Raw genomic sequence first — 21,760 nt, 5'->3', positions numbered from 1 at the left:
GTCCTGTGGACACGGCGGCACGTGCGGGAGAGACGGCGCAGACCCTGGACCGGGGGCTGCGCCTGCTGCACCTGGTCGCCGACGCGCCGGGCGGGTTGACCGTCACCGAGGCGGCGAACCGGCTGGGCATCGGCCGGGCGGCGGTCTACCGGCTGGTCGGGGCGCTGACCGACCACGGCATGCTGCGCCGCGACGGCGAGGGGCGTCTCCGGCTCGGCGCGGGCGTGCTGCACCTGGCCCGGCGGGCCCAGCCGCTGCTGGCCGAGGGGGCGCTGCCCGCCCTGCGCCGGCTCGCCGAGCAGGCCGGGGCGACCGCCCACCTGACCGTGGTCGAGGGCGGCGAGGGGGTCGCCCTCGCGGTGGTCGAGCCGAGCTGGACCTCGTTCCATGTGGCGTACCGGACCGGCTCGCGGCATCCGCTGGAGCGGGGTGCGGCCGGGCGGGCCATCCTGGCCGGCCGGTCGGGCGCCGCCGGCCCGGTGAGCACCAGCGGCGAGCTGCAGTCCGGGGCGTACGGGGTGGCCGCGCCGGTGCTCGGGGTGCCGGGGCTGGAGGCGAGCGTCGGGGTGGTCTCGCTGACCCCGCTCGACGTCACCGAGGTCGGCGCCCAGGTGAGCGCCGCCGCCGAGTCGATCGCCGCGGCCCTGTCCTGACCGGGTCCTGACGTCCGCCGCCGGGCGGTGGGCTGGCCCGGTGCCGGCCGGGCGGGAGCCGCTAGCACACCGCCGGGGCGCCGTGGTGGTTGTCCACAGGGCCCCTCGGCGGGGCCGGCCGCGGCTGTCCACAGGGGTGCCGGGCGGCGGCCCGTCGCCGCCAGGCTGGTCCGCATGCCACCTCATCCCCACCGACCGCCCGAGTTGGCCTGGCAGGTCTTCCGTGGCTCGGACGCGGTCCGGCGCGGGCTGCTGACCCGGCACCAGCTCCGGGGCGCCTCCTGGGTCCGGCTCCGGCAGGACGTCTACGCGGACGCCCGCCTCGACCGCGACCACACGCTCGCCTGCCGCGCCGCGCTGCTCCGCCTCCCGCCGGGCACGCTGCTCGCCGGCCCCTCGGCGGCCCACCTGCACGGGGTCGCGCACGCCGCCGGCTTCCGGGACGACGTGCACGTCCTGCTCCCGGCGTCGGCCCGGGCGGACGCCCAGCCCGGCGTCCGGGTGCACCAGGCCCCGTCGTCGCCCGAACGGATCGGCCTCCTGATCCCCGCCGCCGCCGCGGCCGGCTCGGCGAGCACCGGCCGGAACGGCCCGGCCGTCGGCCTCCCGAGCACCACGTCAGGCCGGGACGGCAGTGCCGCCGGGCGCGGGACGGCGGTCGCCGGCACGGCCATCGCGGAGCCCGGGCCGGTGGGCGGCGAACCGGGCCTGCCGGGCGGGCCGGGCCGGCTGCTCCGCACCGAGCCGGCCGTCTGCGCCTGGGAGACAGCGGTCTGGTCCGATCCGGTCCGCGCGGTCGGGATCGTCGACGCCCTGCTGCGGATGGGCACGGTCAGCCGGACCGATCTGGCCGAGGTGGCCGACCGCAACGCGGGACGGCCCGGTGGCCGGCGGGCGCGATGGGTGTTCGGCCTGGCGGATCCCGGGTCGCGGTCCGCGCACGAGTCGCACCTGCGGGTCCGGCTGGTGCTGGCCGGCCTGCCCCGCCCGGTCGCGCGGCACCCGGTGCGCGGGCCGTCGGGCCTGGTCCTGCACCCCGCCCTGGCGTGGCCCGAGTTCCGCGTCGCCGTCGAGCACGACGGCCGGTGGCATGCCGACCCGGATCGGCTGGACCGGGACCGTCAGCGGCGCCACCAGCTCGGGGCGGCCGGTTGGCTGGTGCCGCGGGTGACGGGTCGCCGCCTGGACCGGGAGTTGCCCGCGCTGGTCCGCGAGATCCGCGCCGCGCTGGTCGCCCGGGGCTGGCGGCCGTGAGAGACCCGGAGGCACCCGGTCTCGCGGGTCTCCGCCGCCCCGCACACCGGCCGCCCAGGGAAACGGTCGGCCGGGCCGGCGTGACCCTCCGCACGATTGTCATTGCATCTAGCAACTTCTATGGTTACAGCAGCTTGGCGTTCTCCTCGGAAGACGGGGGCCGGAGGACTGATGGGCTTCTGTTCGCGTGCCGTCTGCCGCCACCCGGCGCGGCTGTCATGAGATTCCGACTGCTGGGCCCGCTCGCTGTCGAGGGGCCCGGCCAGCACCGCCTCGACGGCCGGCGATCGCGGGCGGTGCTGGCGTTCCTGCTCCTCGAGGCCAACTCCCTGGTCCGGGTCGAGCAGATCATCGACGCGGTCTGGGGCGAGGCGCCGCCTCGCACGGTCCGCACCCAGCTGCACGGCCAGATCTCCGCGGTGCGCCGCTGGCTGCGCGATGTCCCGGACGCCCAGATCGTCACCCACGACAGCGGTTACGTGCTCCGGACGGATCCGTCCCGGATCGACGTGGAGGTGTTCCGCCGGCTGGCCCGGAAAGGGCGCGGGCTGACCGCCACCGGGCAGCCGGCGGCAGCGGCCGAGGCGTACCGGGTCGGCCTCCGGCTCCACGTCGGTCCCCCGCTCGGCGACATCGACGCCCCCTTCGCCCGGGCCGCGGCGGCCCGACTCACCGAGGAACGGCTGGCCGTCCTCGCCGACCTGGTCGACCTGGACCTCGCCGCGGGCCGGCACCACGAGCTGATCCCGCGCCTCTCCGCGCTGGTGGAGCGGCATCCGTGGCACGAGCCGCTCTGGTGTCACCTGCTCGTGGCACTGGACCGCGCCGGCCGCCGGGGTGAGGCCATCGCCCGCTACCACCGGATCCGCCTGCTGCTCCGCCACGAGCTGGGCGTCGAGCCGGGCCCCGAGCTGTCCCGGACCTACCGGTCGCTGCTGGGGGCCCCGCCGGCTGCGGCCGTCGGGGCGGACCTCACCCTCACCCTCCACCGCCTGGCCGAGGCCGAGCGGATGCTGGGCGAGATCCGGCAGCAGTTGTCGCGCCTGGGTGTCGACGCGGCGACGGCGCGGCCGGTGGTCCCGACCGCGCCGTCACCGCCGCACGTGTCAGACGGTGGTGCAGGTCACGCGGAGATTGCGGCTTGACCCGTCCCGCAGCAGAACGGAGAGCGTCTGCCCGCCCGGGCCGCACGACTTGCCGGTGTAGACCCGGACCTCGTACCGGCCGTTGGTGAAGGCGACGGGGCCACTGCTCGCCACCGGCTGACCGTTCCAGGAGACCCCGACGACCGCGTTCAGGTCGGTGACCGGCGTCCCGTTGGCGGTGAGCTTGAAGGTGACGAGGAAGTTCCCCCCGGAGACGGCGTCCGGATAGCTGCCGCCCAGGTACGCGGAGCCCTCGTAGAAGCCGTCGAAGGTGTACGCCGCCACGCTCGGCCGCAGGAAGTTGCCGGTCACGTGGTTGGCCAGCGAGGTGCCCGCGGACATCCCGGAGTCGGCGTCGAACTGGTAGTGCACGCCCAGGTAGACCCGGCTCCGGGCGTTCTCCGTGGCCGCGGCCCCGAACCCGGTGAAGCTACGGCTCACGCCGACGGCGTGCGGGTCCTCCGTCCCGCCGGCGAAGCGGAATCCGTCGGTGCCGAAGAACCCCTTCATCGCACCCGCCCAGGCGGCGGCGAAGGTGGCGTGCCCGGAGACGTACGCGGGGAACGGCGGGGAGAAGTTGACCCCGCTGGTGTTCGCGGAGAGCGGCTTCCAGTTGGGGTCGGGCCTCGTGGCGGTGTTGTTGTCGTCCTGCGGCTCGTGGATCGCCGTCTCGGGCCGCCACAGGTCGATGGCGGTCTGGTACTTGGCGTCCCAGGCGACGATCGCCGCGTCACCCATGGCGATGCCGACCAGCGCGAAGAGGCGGGCGTTGCCGGCCTGGGTGAGTTTCGCCGACTTGGCGACCACCTGCGTGTGCGCGAAGAGCTGGCCCGGCGGCTTGTAGGTGCCGTCGAGGTCGTTGGCCCAGAACCAGGCGGTCTGCGTCTGGTCGGCGGTGCGGGTGGTGCTGTTGGACGCGCCGAGGCCCTTCACCTCGTTGACCTGGTTCGCGTACGTCTGGCTGGCCAGCAGCTGCGCGTAGCTGGTGTAGCCGCCCGGCAGGCCGGGGCGGAACTGGGTGGTCGAGGTCATCGCGAACGGCTTCAGCAGCCCCCAACCGGGGGTCGCCGGCTCCCCGGAGCCGGTGCGGCGCCACTGGCCGGCGACCGTGCCGTCGGCGTAGGTCGAGGTGTCCGGCGAACCGTCGTTGGTCCGGAAACTGATCATGGCCTGCGCGCTGGCCGAACCCATCCGCTGGCCGTCCGTCCGCGCCGCGGAGCTGGGGATGTCCTGCTGCGCGGTGGTGAGGTCGGCGGCGAAGCTGATCGACGGCCAGATGCTGCGCAGCGTGTCGTACGCCGCGTAGTCGATGGCGGTGGCCAGGTCGGGGCTGACCCCGGCCGTGGGGGTCACCTTGACCCGGTACGGCTGCCCGATGCACCGATCAGCTCCGTCGGCGCAGAGGGCGGAATTGGCGGCGTCGTAGATGGCGCCGTGGACCATCGCACCGGCGCGGGCGAGCGGGCCGGGCGCGCCGCCGACCTGCCGGAAGGTGCGGAGCAGGACGTCGTTCCAGTACAGGACGTGGTCGGTGGGCCCGGCGGCGAGCGCCGGGGCGGTCGGTGCGACGGCGGCGACGGTGCCGACCGTGATGGCCGTGAGCGCCATGGCGCTCCAGCGGCGACGGGACATGTGCAACCAGCCCATGGGACTCCTCAGTGAGAGACCTCGATCTACCGCGGTTGATGGCCGCGGCTCCCACCAGGCTGGGCGGGCCGGCTACGCGCCGGCTACGGCGTCGCTATCGGGGCGACCCCGTCGAGGGCGGCGAGCGCCGCGGGGAGGTCGGCCAGGGTCGCCACCTCCGCGTCCGGACGCAGGCCGGGCGGGCAGGGCAGGCCCTGCCGGTTCAGCCAGATCCCCCGCAGGCCGGCGCGCTGCGGGCCGGCCACGTCGTGGGCGAGGGAGTCGCCGACGTACGCGATCTGCTCGGCCGGCACGCCCGCCGCCTCCACCACCGCGGCATAGAAGTCGGGGGCGGGCTTCTTGGGCAGGCCGCCGTCGTGCGCGTACCGCTCGAAGGCGAACTCGCCCGCGAGCCCGCAGCGTTCCGCGCGGCTGTTGCCGTTGGTGGCGTAGCCCAGGTGGTAGCGCCCGCGGAGCGCGGCGAGGGCGGGCAGCGCGTCGGCGAACGGACGGGTGAGCGCGAACCGGCGGGCGAAGAAGAGCGCCGCCACCTCGTCCAGGTGGTCGTCGAGTGCGGCCCGGGCCAGCGACCGGGCCAGCGCCGCGCGCCGGATCTCCTGCACCGGCGCCGCGCTCCGCTCGCCGAAGACCGCGTGCCAGTCGGCCTCCAGGTCGGCGAGCGACAGCGCGGCCGCCGCCGGCGCCAGCCGCCGCATCTCCTCGAGTACGGCGACCAGCCCGCCGGTCACCGCCGGGCGCAGGTCGAGCAGGGTCTCGTCGGCGTCGAACACCACCACGCGCAGCACGAGGGGCAGCCTCTCACGCCAGCGCCGGCGCGTCCGCCCGCTCGTCCACCGGCTCGGGGCGACCGCCGCGCAGCTCGTCGACCCGGACCACTGCGACACCGGCCACGATGAGCGCACCGCCGAGGAGTTGGACGGCGCTCGGCAGTTCACCCAGCACCAGCCAGGCGATCAGCACCGCGAACATCACCTCGGTCAGCCCGACGAAGGAGGAGAGCCGCGCGCCGAGCAGCCGGGCCCCGGCCACCCCGGTCAGGTAGGCGACGACCGCGGCGATCAGCGACAGGCCCGCGATCGGCACCAGCCAGCTCATCTCGTGGCCGGCGAAGCTGACGTCGGCGGTGCCGGCGCGCAGCGGGAGCGCCCCGACCAGCCCGAGCAGGAGCAGCACGAGGGCGCCGACGGCCATGCCGCCGCTGGCCATCACGACGGAGGGCAGCGCGGGGTCGACCCGGCCGGCGATGACGAAGTAGCCGGCGAGCCCGACCCCGGCGCCGAGTCCCCAGAGGACGCCGACCGGGTCGAGGCGGCCGGCGCCGGTCAGGTCCAGCACGAACACCAGCCCGCACAGGGCGGTAAGCGAACCGGCCACGGTGAGCAGCCGGGGCCGCTGGCCGTGGACCAGCCACATCCAGCCCACCACGAGCACGATGCCGAGGTATTCCAGCAGGAGCGCGACGCCGACCGGCAGGTAGCGGACCGCGTTGAAGAAGCACGCCTGGGCCAGCGCCACCCCGAGCAGCCCGAACACCACGAGCGTGCCGGCGTTGCGGCGCAGCACCGGCCACCGGCCGCGCAGCGCCAGCAGGGCGGGCACGGCCAGCACCAGGGCCGCGATGCCGACCCGGGCGAGCACCACGGCCTCGGCGGACCAGTCACCGGTGATCAGCGGTCGGGCGAAGGTGCCCGAGGTGGCGAAGGTGAGCGCGGAGAGCAGCGCCAGGCCGAGGCCGACACCGGGCCGTTCACGCATCGACAGCTCCTTGGATCGACCGGACATGAGTCAAACGGGGTTATGCTGATGACGCTAGGCCGGCACCCCGACAGGAGTCAAGTTGCTGTTTGCTCATGACACCGAGTGCGGCCTGGCCGCGACCGCGGCGCTTGTCAACACGGCCGGCCCGGACCGGGAGGGGCTGCCCGACGTGGCCGCCCTCGACGAGTTCTTCACCGCGTACGGATGGACCGGCCGGCACGAGCACACCGAGGCGGAGCTGCGCGAGGTCCGCACGCTGCGGCCCCGGCTCCGCCGGATCTGGTACGCCGACACCGACGAGGTGGTGGCGGTGGTCAACGGGCTGCTCCGCGAGTCGCACGCCCTCCCGCAACTCGTCCGGCACGACGACGAGCCGTACCACCTGCACGCCGTGCCGCGGGACGCGCCGCTGGCCACCCGGATGGCGGTCGAGGCCGCCATGGCGCTGGCCGACCTGGTCCGGATGGACGAGCTGAGCCGGCTGCGCCGCTGCGACCACCCCGACTGCGAGAACGTGCTTGTCGACCTCTCCAAGAACCGGTCCCGCCGGTTCTGCGACGCCGGCTGCGGCAACCGGGCCGCGGTCAGCGCCTACCGCGCCCGCAAGGCGGCGTCCCACTCCTGACGCACCCCGGGCCAGTCCTCCCGGCGCAGCTCGTACTCCACCTCGCCGTGCTCGGTGCCCGGGATCGGGTCGTCGAAGGTCAGGTGGAAGGTGCGGACGTGGCGCAGCCCGGCCCGGGTCATGACGGCACGGGACCGGTCGTTGACCGCCATCGTCTCGGCCCACACGCGCCGGACGCCCACCACGTCGAAGGCGTGCCGCACCAGCGCCCGCGACCCCTCCGTGGCCAGACCCCGCCCCCAGGCGGCACGCCGCAGCCGGTAGCCCAGCTCCCCCTCGCTCCCGTCGTCGGACGGGTCGAGCGCGAGCCAGCCGAGGAACTCGCCGGTGCGCCGGTCCAGCGCGGCCCACCGGCCGAGGCCGGGGTGACGGTCGTACCGGGCCAGCAGGCGGGGAAGCTGCTCGCCCCGGACGGTGTCCGCCGGGGTCGGCCGGCCGTTGGTCAGGAAGCGCATGACCTCCGGATCGCTGTCCAGCTCGACCAGGTCGTCCACATCGTCCATGGTGAGGCGGCGCAGCCGCAGCCGCGCCGTCTCCAGCAGCACCCCGTCGTCGCCCATGGCCGGATGATGCCCGCCCACCCCGGCCCCCGGCGAGCGGTTATCAGGGCGGCGCCGAGACTCAGGGGTGGGTCATCCGGAGCAGGTCCAGGGCCTCGTCGAGCTGGGTCTCGCTGAGCTTGCCCGAGTCGACGTGGCCACGGGAGATCACCACCTCGCGGATCGAGACCTGCCGGGCCAGCGCCTCCTTGGCGATCGAGGCGGCCTCGTCGTACCCGAGGTGGCGGTTGAGCGGGGTGACGATCGACGGCGAGCCCTCGGCGTACGCCAGGCAGACCTCGGCGTCCGCGACCAGGCCGGCCACCAGGCGGTCGGCGAAGAGCCGGCTCGCCGCGGAGATGAGCCGGATCGACTCCAGCAGGTTGCGACCCATCACGGGAAGCATCACGTTCAGCTCGAAGTCGCCCTGCGAGCCGGCGAACGCCACCGCGGCGTCGTTGCCGACGACCTGCGCGCACACCTGCCGCATCGCCTCGGCGACCACCGGGTTCACCTTGCCGGGCATGATCGACGAGCCGGGCTGGAGGTCGGGGATGCGCAGCTCGCGCAGCCCGGCGCGGGGGCCGGAGCCCATCCAGCGGATGTCGTTGGCCATCTTGTAGAGGCCGACGGCGACGGTGCGGAGCTGGCCGGAGGTCTCCACCAGCGCGTCCCGGGCGCCCTGCGCCTCGAAGTGGTTGCGCGCCTCGGTCAGCGGCAGCCCGGTCGAGGCGCGCAGCTTCTCGATCACCTTCGCGGCGAAGCCGAGCGGGGTGTTGATGCCGGTGCCCACGGCGGTGCCGCCGAGCGGCAGCTCCGCGAGCCGGGGCAGCGCCCCCTCCAGCCGCTCGACGCCGTAGCGGACCTGGGCCGCGTAACCGCCGAACTCCTGGCCCAGGGTGACCGGGGTGGCGTCCATGAGGTGGGTGCGCCCGGCCTTCACCACCGTCTCGAACTCGGCCGCCTTCTCCTCCAGCGCGCCGGCCAGGTGCTTCAGCGCGGGCAGCAGGTCCTCCACCACGGCCTGCGTGGCGGCCAGGTGGATCGACGAGGGGAAGACGTCGTTGCTGGACTGGGAGGCGTTGACGTCGTCGTTCGGGTGCACGCCGCGGCCCAGCTCCCGGCCGGCAAGCGTGGCGATCACCTCGTTGGTGTTCATGTTGGACGAGGTGCCGGAGCCGGTCTGGAAGACGTCGACCGGGAACTGGTCGTCGTAGCCGCCGTCGGCCACGTGCGCGGCGGCGGTGGCGATCGCCTCGGCGACATCCGCGCCGATCACCCCCAGTTCGCCGTTGACCTGGGCCGCCGCGCCCTTGATCTGCGCCAGGGCCTTGATCTGGGCCGGTTCGATGCCCCGCCCGGAGATCGGGAAGTTCTGCACCGCGCGCTGGGTCTGCGCCCGCCACAGTGCCTCGGCGGGGACCTCCACCTCACCCATCGAGTCGCGTTCGATCCGGTAGCCGGTCGCCTCTGGAGTCGTCACGCGTTCCATCCTGCCCCGCCGCGCGGCGACGCGCAGATGATCGCTCAGCCCAGCTCGGCGAGCAGCGCCGCCACCTCGTTCCGTTCCGGGGCGTCGAGCTGCCGGAGGAGGTCGAGGGCCCGGGTCGCGTGCGAGCGGGCGGCCGCCGGGTCGGTGGGACGCTGGCAGCGGGCGATGCCGGCCAACGCCTCGGCCTCCTCGTGCCGGGCCCGCAGCCGGACCGCGTCCTGAAGCACCCGGCGGTAGAGGTCGAGCGCGCTCCGCACGTCGCCCTGTTCGAGCAGGGCCCGGGCCAGCAGGTTGCGGGAGAGGCAGCCGAGCACCCGGTCCCCCGAGGCGGCAACCGCGATCAACGCCTCGCGGTGCAGGGCCGCCGCCGCTTCCGGCCGTCCCAGCTTCCGTTCGATCACACCCAGCTCGTTGAGCACCTCGCCCTCGCCGAAGCGGTTGCCCTCCCGGCGCTTGAGCCGCAGCGCGAGCCGCAGGAACCGCAGCGCGCCGGGAAGGTCGCCGAGCCGGGCCCGAGCGGCGCCCAGGTGACCGATCGCGTTGCGCACGCTGTTCAGGTCACCCACCTCCCGGCCCAGGGCGAGGTGCCGGCGGGAGACGGCCTGCGCCTCGGCGTACCGGCCCCAGGCCAGCAGCACGACGGTCTGGTTGTTCAGCAGCGCCGCCACGGCGGCCGGCTGCCCGGTGGAACGGGCCAGGTCCAGCGCCGCGTCCAGGTGCGCCAGGGCCGGCGCCAACTGCCAGTTCGCCCCGTACGCGATGGCCAGGTTGCGCCGGACGGTGGCCTCGCCCTCGCGGTCGCCCAGCCGCCGGCGGGTCTGGAGGGCACCCTCCATCAGCTCGATCGCCTCCGGGAAGCGGCCGAGCCGGAACAGCCCGGAGGCCAGGTAGTTGCGGGTGGTGGCCACCGCGGCCTCGTCGTCGCACCGCTCGGCGGCGCGCAGGCCGACGGTGTGGGTGTCGATCAGCTCGTCCAGGTGGCCCCGGCTGAAGAGGTGGTACCAGCTCACCCGGGCGAGCTGCCAGCAGTGCGCGAGCAGGCCCTCGTCGGCCGCCAGCCGGACCAGCGCCGGCAGGGTGGACCGGTTGCGGTCGAACCACGCCGGGCCCTCGGTCACGCAGACGGCCACCAGGTCGGGTCGGGGTGGCTCGGGCAGCACCAGGGCGGCACGGCTGGCCGCCGGCTCCATCTGACGGGAGATCGCGTACGCCGCGTGCAGGTGGTGGTCGAGCAGCCGCCGCACCGCCTCGGCCCGCTCCCCGGGCCGCCCCGCGCCGTCGAGCAGTTGCCGGGCGAAGTCCCGCACCAGGTCGTGGAAGCGGAACCGGCCGAGATCGGGCTCCTCCAGCAGGTGGGCGTCCACCAGGCCGTCCAGCAGGTCCTGCGCGTCGGCCGGTGGCAGGTCGGTGACGGCGGCCGCCACCTGGTGGTCGAAGAACGCCCCGGGATGCACGCCGAGCAGCCGGAACAGCCGCTGCGCGGCCGGGTCGAGCTGCGCGTACGACAGGTCGAAGGCCTGCCCCACCGAGCGCTCCCCGACGGACAGCTCGATCAGCGCGTTCCGGCCCGCGGCCAGCCGGTCCGCCAGGTCCCGGACCCGCCACCGTGGCCGGTGCGCCAGCCGTGCCCCGGCCAGCCGGATGGCGAGCGGCAGGTGACCGCAGCGGCGAACCACCTCGGCGGCCGCCTCCGGCTCGGCGGCGACCCGGTCCACGCCGACCACCCGGGCGAGCAACTCGACCGCCTCGTCCGGGTCGAGCACCGCCAGCGAGGACGGCCGGCCGCCGTCGAGGCCGGTGAGCCGGCGCCGGCTGGTGATGAGCGTGAGGCAGTCCGGGCCGTTGGGCAGCAACGGCGCCACCTGGACCGCGCTGGCCGCGTTGTCGAGCACCACGATCGCCCGCCGGCCGGACAGTTCGCTGCGCCACAGGGCCGCCCGCTCGTCGGCGTCGGCGGGGATGCCCGCGGCGGGCACCCCGAGCTGGCGCAGGAGCGCGGCCAGTGCCGCTGCCGAAGTGACCGGCTCGCGTTCGCTGTGCCCGTGCAGGTCGATGAAGACCTGGGCGTCCGGGTAGCGGCCGGCGAGTGCGGCCGCCAGGTGCACGGCGAGGGTGGTCTTCCCCGTGCCGGCCATCCCGTCGATCAGGTGGATCCGGGCGTCGTGCTCCTCGATCTCCTTGACCAGCCTGGCCAGTGTGTCCTGCCGGCCGGTGAAGTCGCTGATCGCCCGCGGCAGCGCCCGGACCGGGCTGGGAGCCGGTCGCTGCGGCCCCGTCACGGCCAGGTCCCCGGCGAGCACGCGCTGGTGCAGCTCCTGCAACGCGGTGCCCGGTTCGATGCCGAGTTCCTCGGCGAAGATCCGGCGCCCCTCCCGGTAGACGGTGAGCGCGTCCGCCTGGCGGCCGACCGCGGAGAGGGCCAGCATCAGCTGGCCGCGCAACCGCTCCCGCAGCGGATTCCGTTCCACGCTCTCGCTGAGCTCGTCGATCAGGTCGGCCGCCCGGCGCAGCCGAAGCTCGACCTCGACGCACTCCTCCAGCACGGTCAGCCGCTGCTCGTCGAGCGCCTGCGCCCGACGGCGTACGCTCCGGCTCGCGATCCCGCTCAGCGCCGACCCCCGCCAGAGCGCCAGCGCGGACCGGTAGTGGCGGCTGGCCTCGGCCGGCTGCCCCGCGTCGACAGCCGACCGGCCGGCCTCCACGGTCTGGGCGAAGACCTCGGCGTCCAGGTCGGCCGGCGCGACCCGGATGCCGTACCCGACGGGATCGGTGACGATCGTCTCCGACGGCAGGCCGAGCGCGACGAAGCGCTGCCGCAGCCGCGACACGCAGATCTGGAGCTGGGTCCGGGCGGTTGCCGGCGGGCGCTCCTCCCAGATCGCGTCGACGAGTTCCTCGACGGGAACCATCCGGCCGGCCCGCAGCAGCAGCATGGCCAGCAGTGTCCGATCACGACCCGCCGTGATGGTGGACTCGCCGTCGCCGACCCGCAGCGGCCCCAGGATCCCGAACCGCATCTGTGCCCCCGCACGCCTCTTTGTGGAACTTCCAGCAGCGTAACCCGCCGGTCACCGCGCGCGCCGGGCGGGTGATAGCGGCGTGATAGCGGATCGACAGCACCACGCCGGAGACTCGTGCTGGGTTGCCGGGCACGGCATCCGACGGGGGCGGTGCGCCCGCCCGGGCCCGAACCCGGGCGGGCGCACCGATGTCGATCACCAGATGGCACGACGAAGGGGCGCCAGGTGGGATCCCACCCGACGCCCCCTTTAGGCGTACGTCGAAGGTCAGCGCCGACCGACGGTGAGCACCGGCTTGGTGACCTCGGCGAAGAAGTCGTTGCCCTTGTCGTCGACCACGATGAAGGCCGGGAAGTCCTCCACCTCGATCTTCCAGACCGCCTCCATGCCCAGCTCGGGGTATTCGAGCACCTCGACGTGCTTGATGCAGTCCTGTGCGAGCCGGGCGGCCGGGCCGCCGATCGAGCCGAGGTAGAAGCCCCCGTACGCCTGGCAGGAGCGGGTGACCTGGCCGGAGCGGTTGCCCTTGGCCAGCATCACCATCGAGCCGCCGGCCGCCTGGAACTTCTCCACGTAGGCGTCCATCCGCCCGGCCGTGGTGGGGCCGAACGAGCCGGAGGCGTAGCCCTCGGGGGTCTTGGCCGGCCCGGCGTAGTAGACGGCGTGGTCCCGCAGGTACTGCGGCATCGGCTCACCGGCGTCCAGCCGCTCGGCGATCTTGGCGTGCGCGATGTCCCGGGCCACCACCAGCGGGCCGGTCAGCGACAGCCGGGTCTTCACCGGGTACTTCGACAGCTCGGCGCGGATCTCGTCCATCGGCCGGTTGAGGTCGACCCGGACCACCTCGGAGGTGTCCAGATGGGCGTCGGTGACGTCGGGCAGGTAGCGCGCCGGGTCGGTCTCCAGGCGCTCCAGCCAGACGCCCGACGGGGTGATCTTGGCGACCGCCTGCCGGTCGGCCGAGCAGGAGACCGCGATGGCCACCGGGCAGGACGCGCCGTGCCGGGGCAGCCGGACCACGCGGACGTCGTGGCAGAAGTAGCGCCCGCCGAACTGCGCGCCGATGCCGAAGTTGCGGGTCAGCTCCAGCACCTCGGCCTCCAGTTCGAGGTCGCGGAAGCCGTGCGCGCTCATCGAGCCCTGCGTCGGCAGGGCGTCGAGGTACTTCGCCGAGGCGTACTTGGCGGTCTTCAGCGCGTATTCCGCGGAGGTGCCGCCGATGACGATGGCCAGGTGGTAGGGCGGGCAGGCCGCGGTGCCGATGAGGCGCAGCTTCTCCTCCAGGAACTGCATCATCCGCGTCGGGTTCAGCAGCGCCTTGGTCTCCTGGTAGAGGTAGGACTTGTTGGCCGAGCCACCGCCCTTGGCCATGAAGAGGAACTTGTAGGCGTCGGGGTGGCCGTCCGGGTCCTCGGCGTAGAGCTCGACCTGGGCGGGCAGGTTGCTGCCGGTGTTCCGCTCCTCCCACATGGTCAGCGGGGCGAGCTGGGAGTAGCGCAGGTTGAGCCGGGTGTACGCCTGGTAGACACCGCGCGAGATGGCCTCGGCGTCGGTGCCGTCGGTGAGCACGTGCCGGCCGCGCTTGCCCATCACGATCGCGGTGCCGGTGTCCTGGCACATCGGCAGCACGCCACCGGCGGCGATGTTGGCGTTGCGCAGCAGGTCCAGCGCGACGAACCGGTCGTTCGGCGAGGCCGCCGGGTCGTCGATGATCGACCGGAGCTGGGTCAGGTGGGCCGGGCGCAGGAAGTGGGCGATGTCGTGCATCGCCTCCGCGGTCAGCGCGGTCAGCGCGGCGGGCTCGACGGTGAGGAACCGGCGGCCACCCGGGCCGTCGACGACGTCGACGCCCTCGTCGGTGACCAGGCGGTACTCCGTCTGGTCGGGTCCGGTCGGCAGCAGGGGGGCGTACGAGAAGGCGGCGGCACTGCTCATGACGGAAAAGCCTAGGGCAGAGCCGTCGATCGGTGGCACCCGCCGGGTGCGTCCTGGGACGTCGCTCTCACCCGGCGTCACTTGCCGTCGGCGCAGAGTTCGTTCTTCGGGCCGCAGCTGCCCTGGTCGGTCGGGGGTCGCCAGGTGTCGCCCGGGTCCGGCGCGGGCACCGCGCCCTCGTCGGGCGGGGGCACCTCGGCGGCGCCGGCGCCCCACCGGACGTACCCGATCTCCCGGCCCTCGCCGATGATCATGCCGTGCGGACCGACCGCCAGGACGTTCGCCGACGTGCGCAGCAGGACCAGCTCCGCACCGCTGCGCGGCTCGAGCGCGATGAGCCGGGACGGCTTCTCCTCGGCGATCAACGCCGCGTACGGGGTGAGCGCGGCGCCGCTCTTCCCGCCGGCCGGCCGGGTCCACCGGTTGCCGTCGGCCGTCAGCTCCCGCCCGAACAGCGAGCGCTTGTCGGCGCTGCGCACCACCGCGTACCGGTCGTCGACGGCGAGCACCTTCTCGCCCTCCGCGCCGACGAGGAGCAGCCGGCCGTCGTACCCGTCGAGGACCGCCTCGCGCCCGTCCGGGGCGACCCCGAGCAGCACGTTGCGGGCGCCCTGCGGGTCCTCCCGCTGCACGCAGCCGGCGTAGTCGGCGGTCCGCAGGTTCACCCCGTTGCGCCGCCACACCTGCTGCCCGGTCGCGGGGTCGACGGCGGTGAGGACGAAGTAGCAGCTGCCGTCCCGGGAGGTGGCGGAGATCCGGAGCAACCGTCCGCCGACCACCGCGAGCCGCTCCTCGCGGCCCGGCTCGACGTTCTGGAGCACCCGGCCGGTGGCGGTGTCCACCACGTGCACCCGGCCGTCGACCGGGAAGCCGAGCAGCGGCGGGACCGACTCCGGCCCGGCCACCCCCTCGTCGATCCGCGGCGTGCCGAGGCGGCGGGTGCCCAGCAGCTCCGGGTTGTCGGCGAGCACCCCGCTGTGCACGCCGGGCAGGAAGGCGCTCCAGCGCGGCGCCGTGCCGCGCGGCTCCCAGGCGCGCAGGGTGCAGTCGGTGGGCTGCACGCAGTAGGCGTCGAGCAGCAGGTTGCGGTACGTCCAGACGGCGATCGCCCGCTCGTCGCGACGGCGCACCACGCCGGTGGTGGGGTCGAGCACCTCGTACCCCTTGTCCAGGAGCTTGCCCACGGCGACGACCGGGTCCCGGTCGCTGCCGGCCACCGCGGCCCAGTCGGCCTTGCGCTCCCAGAGCTGCGCGCCGTTGGCCAGGCTGCGCGCCTCGACGCGGGTGCGCTGCTCGACGATCACCGTGTCGCCGGCGATGGTGACGCTCTTCGGGGTGCCGCCGACCCGCTGCTGCCAGACCACGTCCGGTTCGGAGATCGGCTTGCTCCGGTCGACCCAGTCCCACACGGCGGGGAACGGGTTCCACACCCCGGTGGCGGCGAGCACGACCACGGTGATGAGCCCCAGCAGCAACCAGCCGCGTACGCCAAGGCCCTTCACACCGCACACGGTAGCGACGATCACCGCTGCGCCGGCCCCCCGAACGGCCGTGTCGCGCAGCTTTCTCGGTCGGCCGCCGTGCTACGCGCCGCGGGCGGCGGAGCGGACCAGGGGCAGGGTGCGGTAGGGGATCTGCTCGGCCAGGGCGATGATCGTGGAGGCGCGGCGGATGCCCTCCGAGGCGACGATCTGGTCGATGACCCGCTGGAGGTCGGTGTTCGACCGGGCCACGATGCGGCAGAGCAGGTCGCTGGAGCCGGTGATGGTGTGCGCCTCCAGCACCTCGGGGATGGCGGCCAGGTGCGCGGTCACCGGGTCGTGGCCGTGCCGCTGGCTGATCTCCAGGGTCACGAAGCTGGTCACCCCGAACCCGATGGCGGCCGGCGAGATGTCCGGCCCGAACCCGGCGATCACCCCCCGCTCGACCAGCTTGTCGAGCCGGGCCTGGACGGTGCCCCGGGCCACGCCGAGCCGCCGCGAGCACTCCAGCACCCCGATCCGGGGCTCCTCGGCGAGCAGATCGATCAAGCGGGCATCCAGCGCGTCGAGCTGTACATCCTGACCAGTGTTCATGGGGTTTCACATTACCGAATGCGCAACCTGACCAGGGATTTTGACGACTGTTGCCCAACCGGCCGCCGCGCAGCGATCCTCGCCACAACAGCAGATCAACGGCGGCCCACGAGGCCGGCCGGTGCGCAAGGGAGGCCACCATGACCCAGGCGATCGACCGACCCCAGTCGACCGAGGAGGTCGACGTCGACGCCCTCGTCGGCGCCGTCGACCACGACATCACCCGCGACCCGTTCCCGGTCAAGGGCCTCGACCACGTGCACTTCCTGGTGGGCAACGCCAAGCAGGCCGCCCACTACTACTCCACCGCGTTCGGCATGACCTGCGTGGCGTACCGGGGGCCGGAGCAGGGCTACCGGGACCACGCCCAGTACGTGCTGACCAGCGGCTCCGCCCGGTTCGTGCTGACCGGCGCGGTCCGCCCCGACGCCGACGGCGCCGAGCACGTGGCGAAGCACAGCGACGGTGTCTCCGACATTGCGCTGGAGGTGCCGGACGTGGACGCGGCGTACGCGCACGCCACCGCCCAGGGCGCCACCGGCCTGGTCGAGCCGCACGACGTCAGCGACGAGCACGGCACCGTCCGGCTGGCGGCCATCGCCGCCTACGGCGACACCCGGCACACGCTTGTCGACCGGTCCCGCTACACCGGCCCGTTCCTGCCCGGCTTCGTGGCCCGCGGCCCGATCGTGGACCGGCAGCCGATGATCGACGCGGGCATCCAGCCGAAGCGCTTCTTCCAGGCCGTCGACCACGTGGTCGGCAACGTGGAGCTGGGCCGGATGGACGAGTGGGTCGAGTTCTACAAGCGGGTCATGGGCTTCAGCAACATGGCCGAGTTCATCGGCGACGACATCGCCACCGACTACTCGGCGCTCATGAGCAAGGTGGTGGCGAACGGCACCCGCAAGGTGAAGTTCCCGCTCAACGAGCCGGCCGTCGCCCGCAAGAAGTCGCAGATCGACGAGTACCTCGAGTTCTACCAGGGCCCGGGCGCCCAGCACATCGCCGTGGCCACCAACGACATCCTGGCCAGCGTCGACGCCATGCGGGCCGCCGGTGTCGAGTTCCTGAACACCCCGGACTCCTACTACGAGGACCCGGAGCTGCGCGCCCGGATCGGCCAGGTGCGGGTGCCGATCGAGGAGCTGAAGTCCCGCAAGATCCTGGTCGACCGCGACGAGGACGGCTACCTGCTCCAGATCTTCACCAAGCCGGTGCAGGACCGCCCGACCGTCTTCTTCGAGCTGATCGAGCGGCACGGCTCGCTGGGCTTCGGCAAGGGCAACTTCAAGGCCCTGTTCGAGGCCATCGAGCGGGAGCAGGAGAAGCGGGGCAACCTGTAACACTGTCCGCGTGACCGAGCCTTCCCCCGCGTCTCCGCCGCCCGCCGGGCCCCCGCCCGCGGGCGGCGGCTTCGCGCCGCCGTCCGGGCCGTACCTGCCGCCGTCGCAGCACACCCCGCCCACGTACGCCGGGCTGCCGAGCTACCCGCCGCCACCCCCGGGGTACGCCCCGCACGCCGCCTTCGTGCCGCCCAGCCTGGCCCCCAACGGGCAGCCGCTGGCCGGCTTCGGCGAGCGGCTGCTGGCCTGGCTGATCGACGGCCTCGTGGCCACCGCGGTGGCGATGGTGCTCTTCGCGCCGGTCTTCCTCTGGATGGTCGTCAAGATGGTCGACGACCTGCCGCCGCCCGGGCCGGACGGCACGGTGGCCGGGCCCGACTTCGGCACCGCCATGACCGACTTCTTCCTGCCCGTGCTCCTCGCCGAACTCGGCGTCTTCGCGCTCCTGCTCGTCTTCTACTGGCTCTACCACGTGGAGTACGCCCGCCGGACCGGGCAGACGCTCGGCAAGAAGGTGATGAAGCTGCGCATCGTCCCGCTCGACCCGAACGCCCCGCTCACCCGGGGCATGCTCGGCAAGCGGTACCTGGTGGAGTTCGTCGCCGCGGCGCTGGTTCCCTTCGCCAACTACCTCGACGGTTTCTGGCAGCTCTGGGACAAGCCCTGGCAGCAGTGCCTGCACGACAAGTTCGCCGGCACGGTCGTCGTTAAGGTTGCACCGTGAGCGAGTGCAGCGAGGCACGGCCGTGAGCGTGCAGCCCGGCTGGTACGTCGACCCCGCCGATCCCGAGACCCGCCGGTACTGGGACGGCGAGGGGTGGATCGGCGCGCCCATCCCGGTCGACGCCACCCCGCCCGACGGACCACCGCCGCCCGAGCCGGCCCCCGCCGCCGCACCGGCCCCCGCCGCCGCCCCGCACCCGGGCCAGCCGGCCCTGGCGCCGGGCGCGCGCCCCGGCGGTCCACCCTCCGGGCTGTACCCGGGCCCGCCGGCCGGTGGCCCGGGCCAGCCCCGGCCGGCACAGCACGTGCAGCCCGGGCCGCCCGGGCCGTGGGCGGGCCGGCCGGGCCCGCCGCCGGGCTGGCCGTACCCGGGGTGGCCCGGGCGGCCGCCGGCGCCGCGCCCGCACGGGCTGCCGCTCGCCTCGTACGGCGCCCGGCTGGTCGCCCGTCTCATCGATTTCGGCATGGTCTTCCTGCTCAACGCCGCGGTCAACGGCTGGTTCGTCTGGCGTTTCATCGGTGAGTGGGCCGCCCCGTGGCAGGAGTTCCTGCGGCGGGTCGACGCGGGTGACACCACCAACGAGCCGCTGCCGCCCCCCGGCGAGCAGTTCACCGGCCTCCTGGTCGCCATCCTGCTGATCGCCACCGCGCTCTGGTTCGCCTACGAGGTGCCCTCGATGGCGGCCCGCGGGCAGACCTTCGGCAAGCGGCTCATGGGCGTTCGCGCGGTGCCGGTCGAGACGGACCAGCCGCTCGGCTTCGGCCGGGCGACCCGGCGCTGGAGCACCCTCGGCATGCCCACCCTGCTCTGGTACTGCTTCGGCTTCGGCCTGCTGCTCCAGTTCGTCGACGCGGTCTCCCCGCTCTTCGACCAGCCGCTGCGCCAGGCCCTGCACGACAAGCGGGCGCAGACCGTGGTGGTCCAGCTTCCCCGCACCCGGCCCGACACCCGTACCGCCCCGCGCGACCGCGCCAACCCCCCGGGAGACACCCCATGACCGACACCGGACGTCACCAGCCTCCGCTGCGGCTCACCCGCGCCGACCTGGACGCGCTGCCCAACTACGTGCCCGGGCGCAGCCCGGCCGACCTGGCCCGCGAGCTGGGCCTGCCCGAGGCGATCAAGCTGGCCAGCAACGAGGTCCCCTACGGCCCGCTGCCCGGCGTGGTGGAGGCGGTGGCCGAGGCGGTGGCCGGTTCGCACCGCTACCCGGACATGGGCGTCGTGGCGCTGCGCCAGGCCCTCGCCGAGCGGTACGGCGTGGACGCCGACCGGATCGCCACCGGCTGCGGCTCGGTGGCGCTGGCCGAGCACCTGGTCCGGGCGACCTGCCTCCCCGGCGACGAGCTGCTGTACTCGTGGCGGTCCTTCGAGGCGTACCCGATCATCGCGGCGACCAGCGGCGCGACCAGCGTGCGGGTGCCGAACGACGCCGGCCACGGCCACGATCTGGCCTCGATGGCGGCGGCGGTGACCGACCGGACCCGGATGATCCTGGTCTGCAACCCGAACAACCCGACCGGGACGGCGGTCCGCAAGGCGGAACTGGACCGCTTCCTCGACGCGGTGCCGGACGACGTGCTCGTGGTGATCGACGAGGCGTACCGGGAGTTCGTCACGGACCCCGAGGTGCCGGACGGCCTCAGCTACCTGGACCGGCCGAACGTCGCGGTGCTGCGCACCCTGTCCAAGGCGTGGGGCCTGGCCGGCCTGCGGATCGGCTGGCTGGTCGCCGAGCCGACCGTGGCGGCCGCGGTGCGCAAGGTGGTCACCCCCTTCTCGACGAGCATGGCCGCCCAGGCGGGCGCGCTGGCCGCGCTGGCCCAGGCCGACGAGGTCGAGCGGCGGTGCGCGCTGGTCGTCGCCGAGCGCGACCGGGTCACCGAGGCGCTGCGCAAGTTCGTGCCGGACGTGCCGGACAGCCAGGCCAACTTCGTCTGGCTGCCGCTGGGCGACCGGGCCGTGGAGTTCGGCAAGGCCTGCGAGGCGCGGGGTGTGATCGTCCGGCCGTTCCCCGGCGACGGGGTGCGGGTCACCATCGGCACGCCGGCCGAGAACGACGCCTTCCTGGCCGCCGCCGAGGCCGCGCTGGCCTGACGGCCCAGGTCCGGGGCCGGTCCGTCAACCCCCTACGGACCGGCCCCGGACGCCTCGGGTCGTCCGGCGGATCAGCGTCGCGCCGGAACCCCCGCGAAGAACAGTACCATTTGTCCGTTTCTTCCGGATCAGGTCGCGGCCAGCAGCACCGGCTCGGCCATCAGGAAGTAGCCCTGGTCGTCGTCGTCCGGACGGGCCCGCTCGCGGAGCCGCTCCACCGCCACGTAGCCGTCCGCCGCGTGCGCCCGGCCGGGCTGCCAGCCGGTCCCGTCCCGGCCGATGTCCATGGCGAACCGCGACCGCTCGGCGCCCGTCACCGGGTCGAGCGTGATTAGGTCCCGCCCCTCGGTCAGCAGGTGCACCCGGCCCGGCTCGACCGCCAGAATCCGCACCGGCCCGAGGTCGGCCCGACGCCACAGCTCCTCTCCCGTGCGGGCGGACCGCCCGGTGACCACGCCGTCCGCGGTCCCCACCGCGCGCTCGCCGTCCAGCTCGGCGTCCGGGCCGTCCAGGGCGGGGGCGGCCACCGGCTCACCCGCGCCGACGACCAGCCAGCCCCGGCCGGTCTCGTCGCCCCGCCCCGAGGTACGCAGCCCCCGACAGGCCGAGCGCCCGTCCCGGCAGCCGACCGGGGTCACCACGAGCTGACCCGGGGCGTCCGGAGGCCGCCAGCGGATCCGCACCGCGCCGGTCGCGGCGTCCCGGAACTCGACCGCGGCCGGCCCGGCACAGGAGTCCACCCCGAGCAGCTCGCCGGCGGCCGTGGTGCCCACGTCGGCGCGGCAGGCCCGTCCCACCTCGGCACGCCACAGCCGGCGGCCGTCCGTCAGGGCGTACCCGCCGACCGCGCCCGGACCCGCGGCGACCAGCACGGCGCGGCCGTCGGCGGCCCGGGTGACGTGCAGGCCCGCCGGGTCCCAGACCGTGGCGGCGTAGGTGCGGCGCGGCTTCGGCACCGCGCCCGGCGCGGGGCCGTCGGCCCGCCAGGCCACCCGCCCCGTACGAGCGTCCAGCGCCACCAGCTTCCCGTCGGACCAGCGGCTCACCACCGTGGTGCCCTCGGCGAGCACACCGACCAGCTTTGCCGGCCAGCGGCGGTACGACCAGAACGGGGTGACCCGGTGCTTCCCGGAGGCCGGCTGGTCGGCGTACACCTGGCGGGCGCCCGCGTAGACGCGGAGCCGGCCGTCGACGACGAGCGGCGCCACCGGCAGCCGGCCGATCACGCCGACCGGCGGGCTGGGCGTGGCCGGGTACGCGCCCCGGGCGACCGTCTCCACCTCGGCGGGCGCGAGGACCCGCAGGACCACGGCAGCCGCCGCCGCGACGGCCAGCACCGCCACGACCGCCACCACGATCCGCCGCCCCGAGGGCTTCCCCATGCCGTACCTCCGCCCGGCACCCTACCCAGCGGCGGCTCCCGCGCCCCGCACCGGCCGACCCCGGTCGG

The 21,760-nt window shown here is 74.5% G+C and carries 18 protein-coding genes; 8 read left to right on the top strand and 10 right to left on the bottom strand.

The window, feature by feature from the left end; translation table 11 throughout:
• Positions 1-5 precede the first annotated feature (5 nt).
• From NLX85_RS10660 to NLX85_RS10650, 3 genes are all read left to right on the top strand, one after another.
• Positions 6-653: an IclR family transcriptional regulator gene (locus NLX85_RS10660; protein ID WP_254334127.1), complete on the top strand. Its 648-nt coding sequence runs from the start codon at positions 6-8 to the stop codon at positions 651-653.
• A gap of 174 nt (positions 654-827) precedes the next feature.
• Positions 828-1,907: a hypothetical protein gene (locus NLX85_RS10655; RefSeq protein WP_254334125.1), complete on the top strand. Its 1,080-nt coding sequence runs from the start codon at positions 828-830 to the stop codon at positions 1,905-1,907.
• Positions 1,908-2,125: 218 nt separating this feature from the next.
• On the top strand, positions 2,126-3,052 hold the full coding sequence (locus NLX85_RS10650) for an AfsR/SARP family transcriptional regulator (protein WP_254334123.1): 927 nt from the start codon (positions 2,126-2,128) through the stop codon (positions 3,050-3,052).
• Here the strand turns inward: NLX85_RS10650 and NLX85_RS10645 are convergent.
• The 3 genes from NLX85_RS10645 to NLX85_RS10635 all read right to left on the bottom strand — a co-directional run bounded on the left by NLX85_RS10645 (position 3,014) and on the right by NLX85_RS10635 (position 6,454).
• Positions 3,014-4,699: a vanadium-dependent haloperoxidase gene (locus NLX85_RS10645; RefSeq protein ID WP_254334121.1), complete on the bottom strand. Its 1,686-nt coding sequence runs from the start codon at positions 4,697-4,699 to the stop codon at positions 3,014-3,016. The genes NLX85_RS10650 and NLX85_RS10645 overlap by 39 nt on opposite strands.
• Before the next feature lie 83 nt (positions 4,700-4,782).
• Complete coding sequence (locus NLX85_RS10640) at positions 4,783-5,484, bottom strand: HAD family hydrolase (RefSeq protein WP_254334120.1); 702 nt, start codon at positions 5,482-5,484, stop codon at positions 4,783-4,785.
• A gap of 13 nt (positions 5,485-5,497) precedes the next feature.
• Positions 5,498-6,454, bottom strand: coding sequence for a DMT family transporter (locus NLX85_RS10635; RefSeq protein ID WP_254334118.1), 957 nt, complete (start codon positions 6,452-6,454; stop codon positions 5,498-5,500).
• A gap of 82 nt (positions 6,455-6,536) precedes the next feature.
• On the opposite strand from NLX85_RS10635, the gene NLX85_RS10630 reads away from it, so the two are divergent.
• Complete coding sequence (locus NLX85_RS10630) at positions 6,537-7,082, top strand: CGNR zinc finger domain-containing protein (protein WP_254334116.1); 546 nt, start codon at positions 6,537-6,539, stop codon at positions 7,080-7,082.
• Here the strand turns inward: NLX85_RS10630 and NLX85_RS10625 are convergent.
• The 6 genes from NLX85_RS10625 to NLX85_RS10600 all read right to left on the bottom strand — a co-directional run bounded on the left by NLX85_RS10625 (position 7,049) and on the right by NLX85_RS10600 (position 16,143).
• Complete coding sequence (locus tag NLX85_RS10625) at positions 7,049-7,642, bottom strand: GNAT family N-acetyltransferase (protein WP_254334114.1); 594 nt, start codon at positions 7,640-7,642, stop codon at positions 7,049-7,051. The two genes, NLX85_RS10630 and NLX85_RS10625, sit on opposite strands and share 34 nt — an antisense overlap.
• A 61-nt stretch (positions 7,643-7,703) precedes the next feature.
• Positions 7,704-9,104 carry a class II fumarate hydratase gene (locus tag NLX85_RS10620; RefSeq protein ID WP_374628073.1) on the bottom strand — a complete coding sequence of 467 codons (1,401 nt, stop codon included), beginning with the start codon at positions 9,102-9,104 and terminating at the stop codon, positions 7,704-7,706.
• 44 nt (positions 9,105-9,148) lie between these two features.
• Positions 9,149-12,130, bottom strand: a complete 2,982-nt coding sequence (locus NLX85_RS10615; RefSeq protein ID WP_254334105.1) for a BTAD domain-containing putative transcriptional regulator — start codon at positions 12,128-12,130, stop codon at positions 9,149-9,151.
• Between the two features lie 270 nt (positions 12,131-12,400).
• Positions 12,401-14,068 carry a fumarate hydratase gene (locus NLX85_RS10610; RefSeq protein WP_254334103.1) on the bottom strand — a complete coding sequence of 556 codons (1,668 nt, stop codon included), beginning with the start codon at positions 14,066-14,068 and terminating at the stop codon, positions 12,401-12,403.
• Positions 14,069-14,145: 77 nt separating this feature from the next.
• On the bottom strand, positions 14,146-15,579 hold the full coding sequence (locus NLX85_RS10605; protein WP_254334101.1) for a PQQ-binding-like beta-propeller repeat protein: 1,434 nt from the start codon (positions 15,577-15,579) through the stop codon (positions 14,146-14,148).
• Positions 15,580-15,651: 72 nt separating this feature from the next.
• Positions 15,652-16,143 carry an Lrp/AsnC family transcriptional regulator gene (locus NLX85_RS10600; protein ID WP_107076062.1) on the bottom strand — a complete coding sequence of 164 codons (492 nt, stop codon included), beginning with the start codon at positions 16,141-16,143 and terminating at the stop codon, positions 15,652-15,654.
• A 140-nt stretch (positions 16,144-16,283) separates the two neighbouring features.
• On the opposite strand from NLX85_RS10600, the gene hppD reads away from it, so the two are divergent.
• From hppD to hisC, 4 genes are read left to right on the top strand one after another with little or no spacing between them, the layout of a single operon-like run.
• On the top strand, positions 16,284-17,489 hold the full coding sequence (gene hppD, locus NLX85_RS10595) for a 4-hydroxyphenylpyruvate dioxygenase (RefSeq protein WP_254334099.1): 1,206 nt from the start codon (positions 16,284-16,286) through the stop codon (positions 17,487-17,489).
• Positions 17,490-17,499: 10 nt separating this feature from the next.
• On the top strand, positions 17,500-18,213 hold the full coding sequence (locus NLX85_RS10590; RefSeq protein ID WP_254334097.1) for an RDD family protein: 714 nt from the start codon (positions 17,500-17,502) through the stop codon (positions 18,211-18,213).
• Positions 18,214-18,235: 22 nt separating this feature from the next.
• The gene (locus NLX85_RS10585; protein WP_254334095.1) at positions 18,236-19,210 is read left to right on the top strand and encodes an RDD family protein; all 975 of its coding nucleotides are present in this window, start codon (positions 18,236-18,238) and stop codon (positions 19,208-19,210) included.
• Positions 19,207-20,310 (top strand): histidinol-phosphate transaminase, encoded by a 1,104-nt coding sequence (gene hisC, locus NLX85_RS10580; RefSeq protein WP_254334087.1) that lies wholly within the window; start codon positions 19,207-19,209, stop codon positions 20,308-20,310. Before NLX85_RS10585 ends, hisC begins: the two co-directional genes overlap by 4 nt.
• 128 nt (positions 20,311-20,438) lie before the next feature.
• Here hisC and NLX85_RS10575 read toward each other — a convergent pair whose 3' ends face one another.
• Complete coding sequence (locus NLX85_RS10575) at positions 20,439-21,692, bottom strand: PQQ-binding-like beta-propeller repeat protein (protein ID WP_254334085.1); 1,254 nt, start codon at positions 21,690-21,692, stop codon at positions 20,439-20,441.
• Between the last annotated feature and the right edge of the window lie 68 nt (positions 21,693-21,760).

The sequence above is a fragment of the Micromonospora sp. A3M-1-15 genome, assembly GCF_024213425.1.
GTDB lineage: Bacteria > Actinomycetota > Actinomycetes > Mycobacteriales > Micromonosporaceae > Micromonospora > Micromonospora chersina.
The sequence above is the reverse complement of the archived record's forward strand: the minus strand, read 5'-3'. Positions and strand labels throughout refer to the sequence as shown.

Excerpts from the sequence above, each read along its gene's own strand:
- NLX85_RS10655 (WP_254334125.1), top strand. The coding sequence starts at position 828 with ATGCCACCTCATCCCCACCGACCGCCCGAGTTGGCCTGGCAGGTCTTC.
- NLX85_RS10650 (WP_254334123.1), top strand. The coding sequence starts at position 2,126 with ATGAGATTCCGACTGCTGGGCCCGCTCGCTGTCGAGGGGCCCGGCCAG.
- NLX85_RS10645 (WP_254334121.1), bottom strand. The coding sequence starts at position 4,699 with ATGGGCTGGTTGCACATGTCCCGTCGCCGCTGGAGCGCCATGGCGCTC.
- NLX85_RS10635 (WP_254334118.1), bottom strand. The coding sequence starts at position 6,454 with ATGCGTGAACGGCCCGGTGTCGGCCTCGGCCTGGCGCTGCTCTCCGCG.
- NLX85_RS10625 (WP_254334114.1), bottom strand. The coding sequence starts at position 7,642 with ATGGGCGACGACGGGGTGCTGCTGGAGACGGCGCGGCTGCGGCTGCGC.
- NLX85_RS10615 (WP_254334105.1), bottom strand. The coding sequence starts at position 12,130 with ATGCGGTTCGGGATCCTGGGGCCGCTGCGGGTCGGCGACGGCGAGTCC.
- NLX85_RS10610 (WP_254334103.1), bottom strand. The coding sequence starts at position 14,068 with ATGAGCAGTGCCGCCGCCTTCTCGTACGCCCCCCTGCTGCCGACCGGA.
- NLX85_RS10600 (WP_107076062.1), bottom strand. The coding sequence starts at position 16,143 with ATGAACACTGGTCAGGATGTACAGCTCGACGCGCTGGATGCCCGCTTG.
- hppD (WP_254334099.1), top strand. The coding sequence starts at position 16,284 with ATGACCCAGGCGATCGACCGACCCCAGTCGACCGAGGAGGTCGACGTC.
- hisC (WP_254334087.1), top strand. The coding sequence starts at position 19,207 with ATGACCGACACCGGACGTCACCAGCCTCCGCTGCGGCTCACCCGCGCC.
- NLX85_RS10575 (WP_254334085.1), bottom strand. The coding sequence starts at position 21,692 with ATGGGGAAGCCCTCGGGGCGGCGGATCGTGGTGGCGGTCGTGGCGGTG.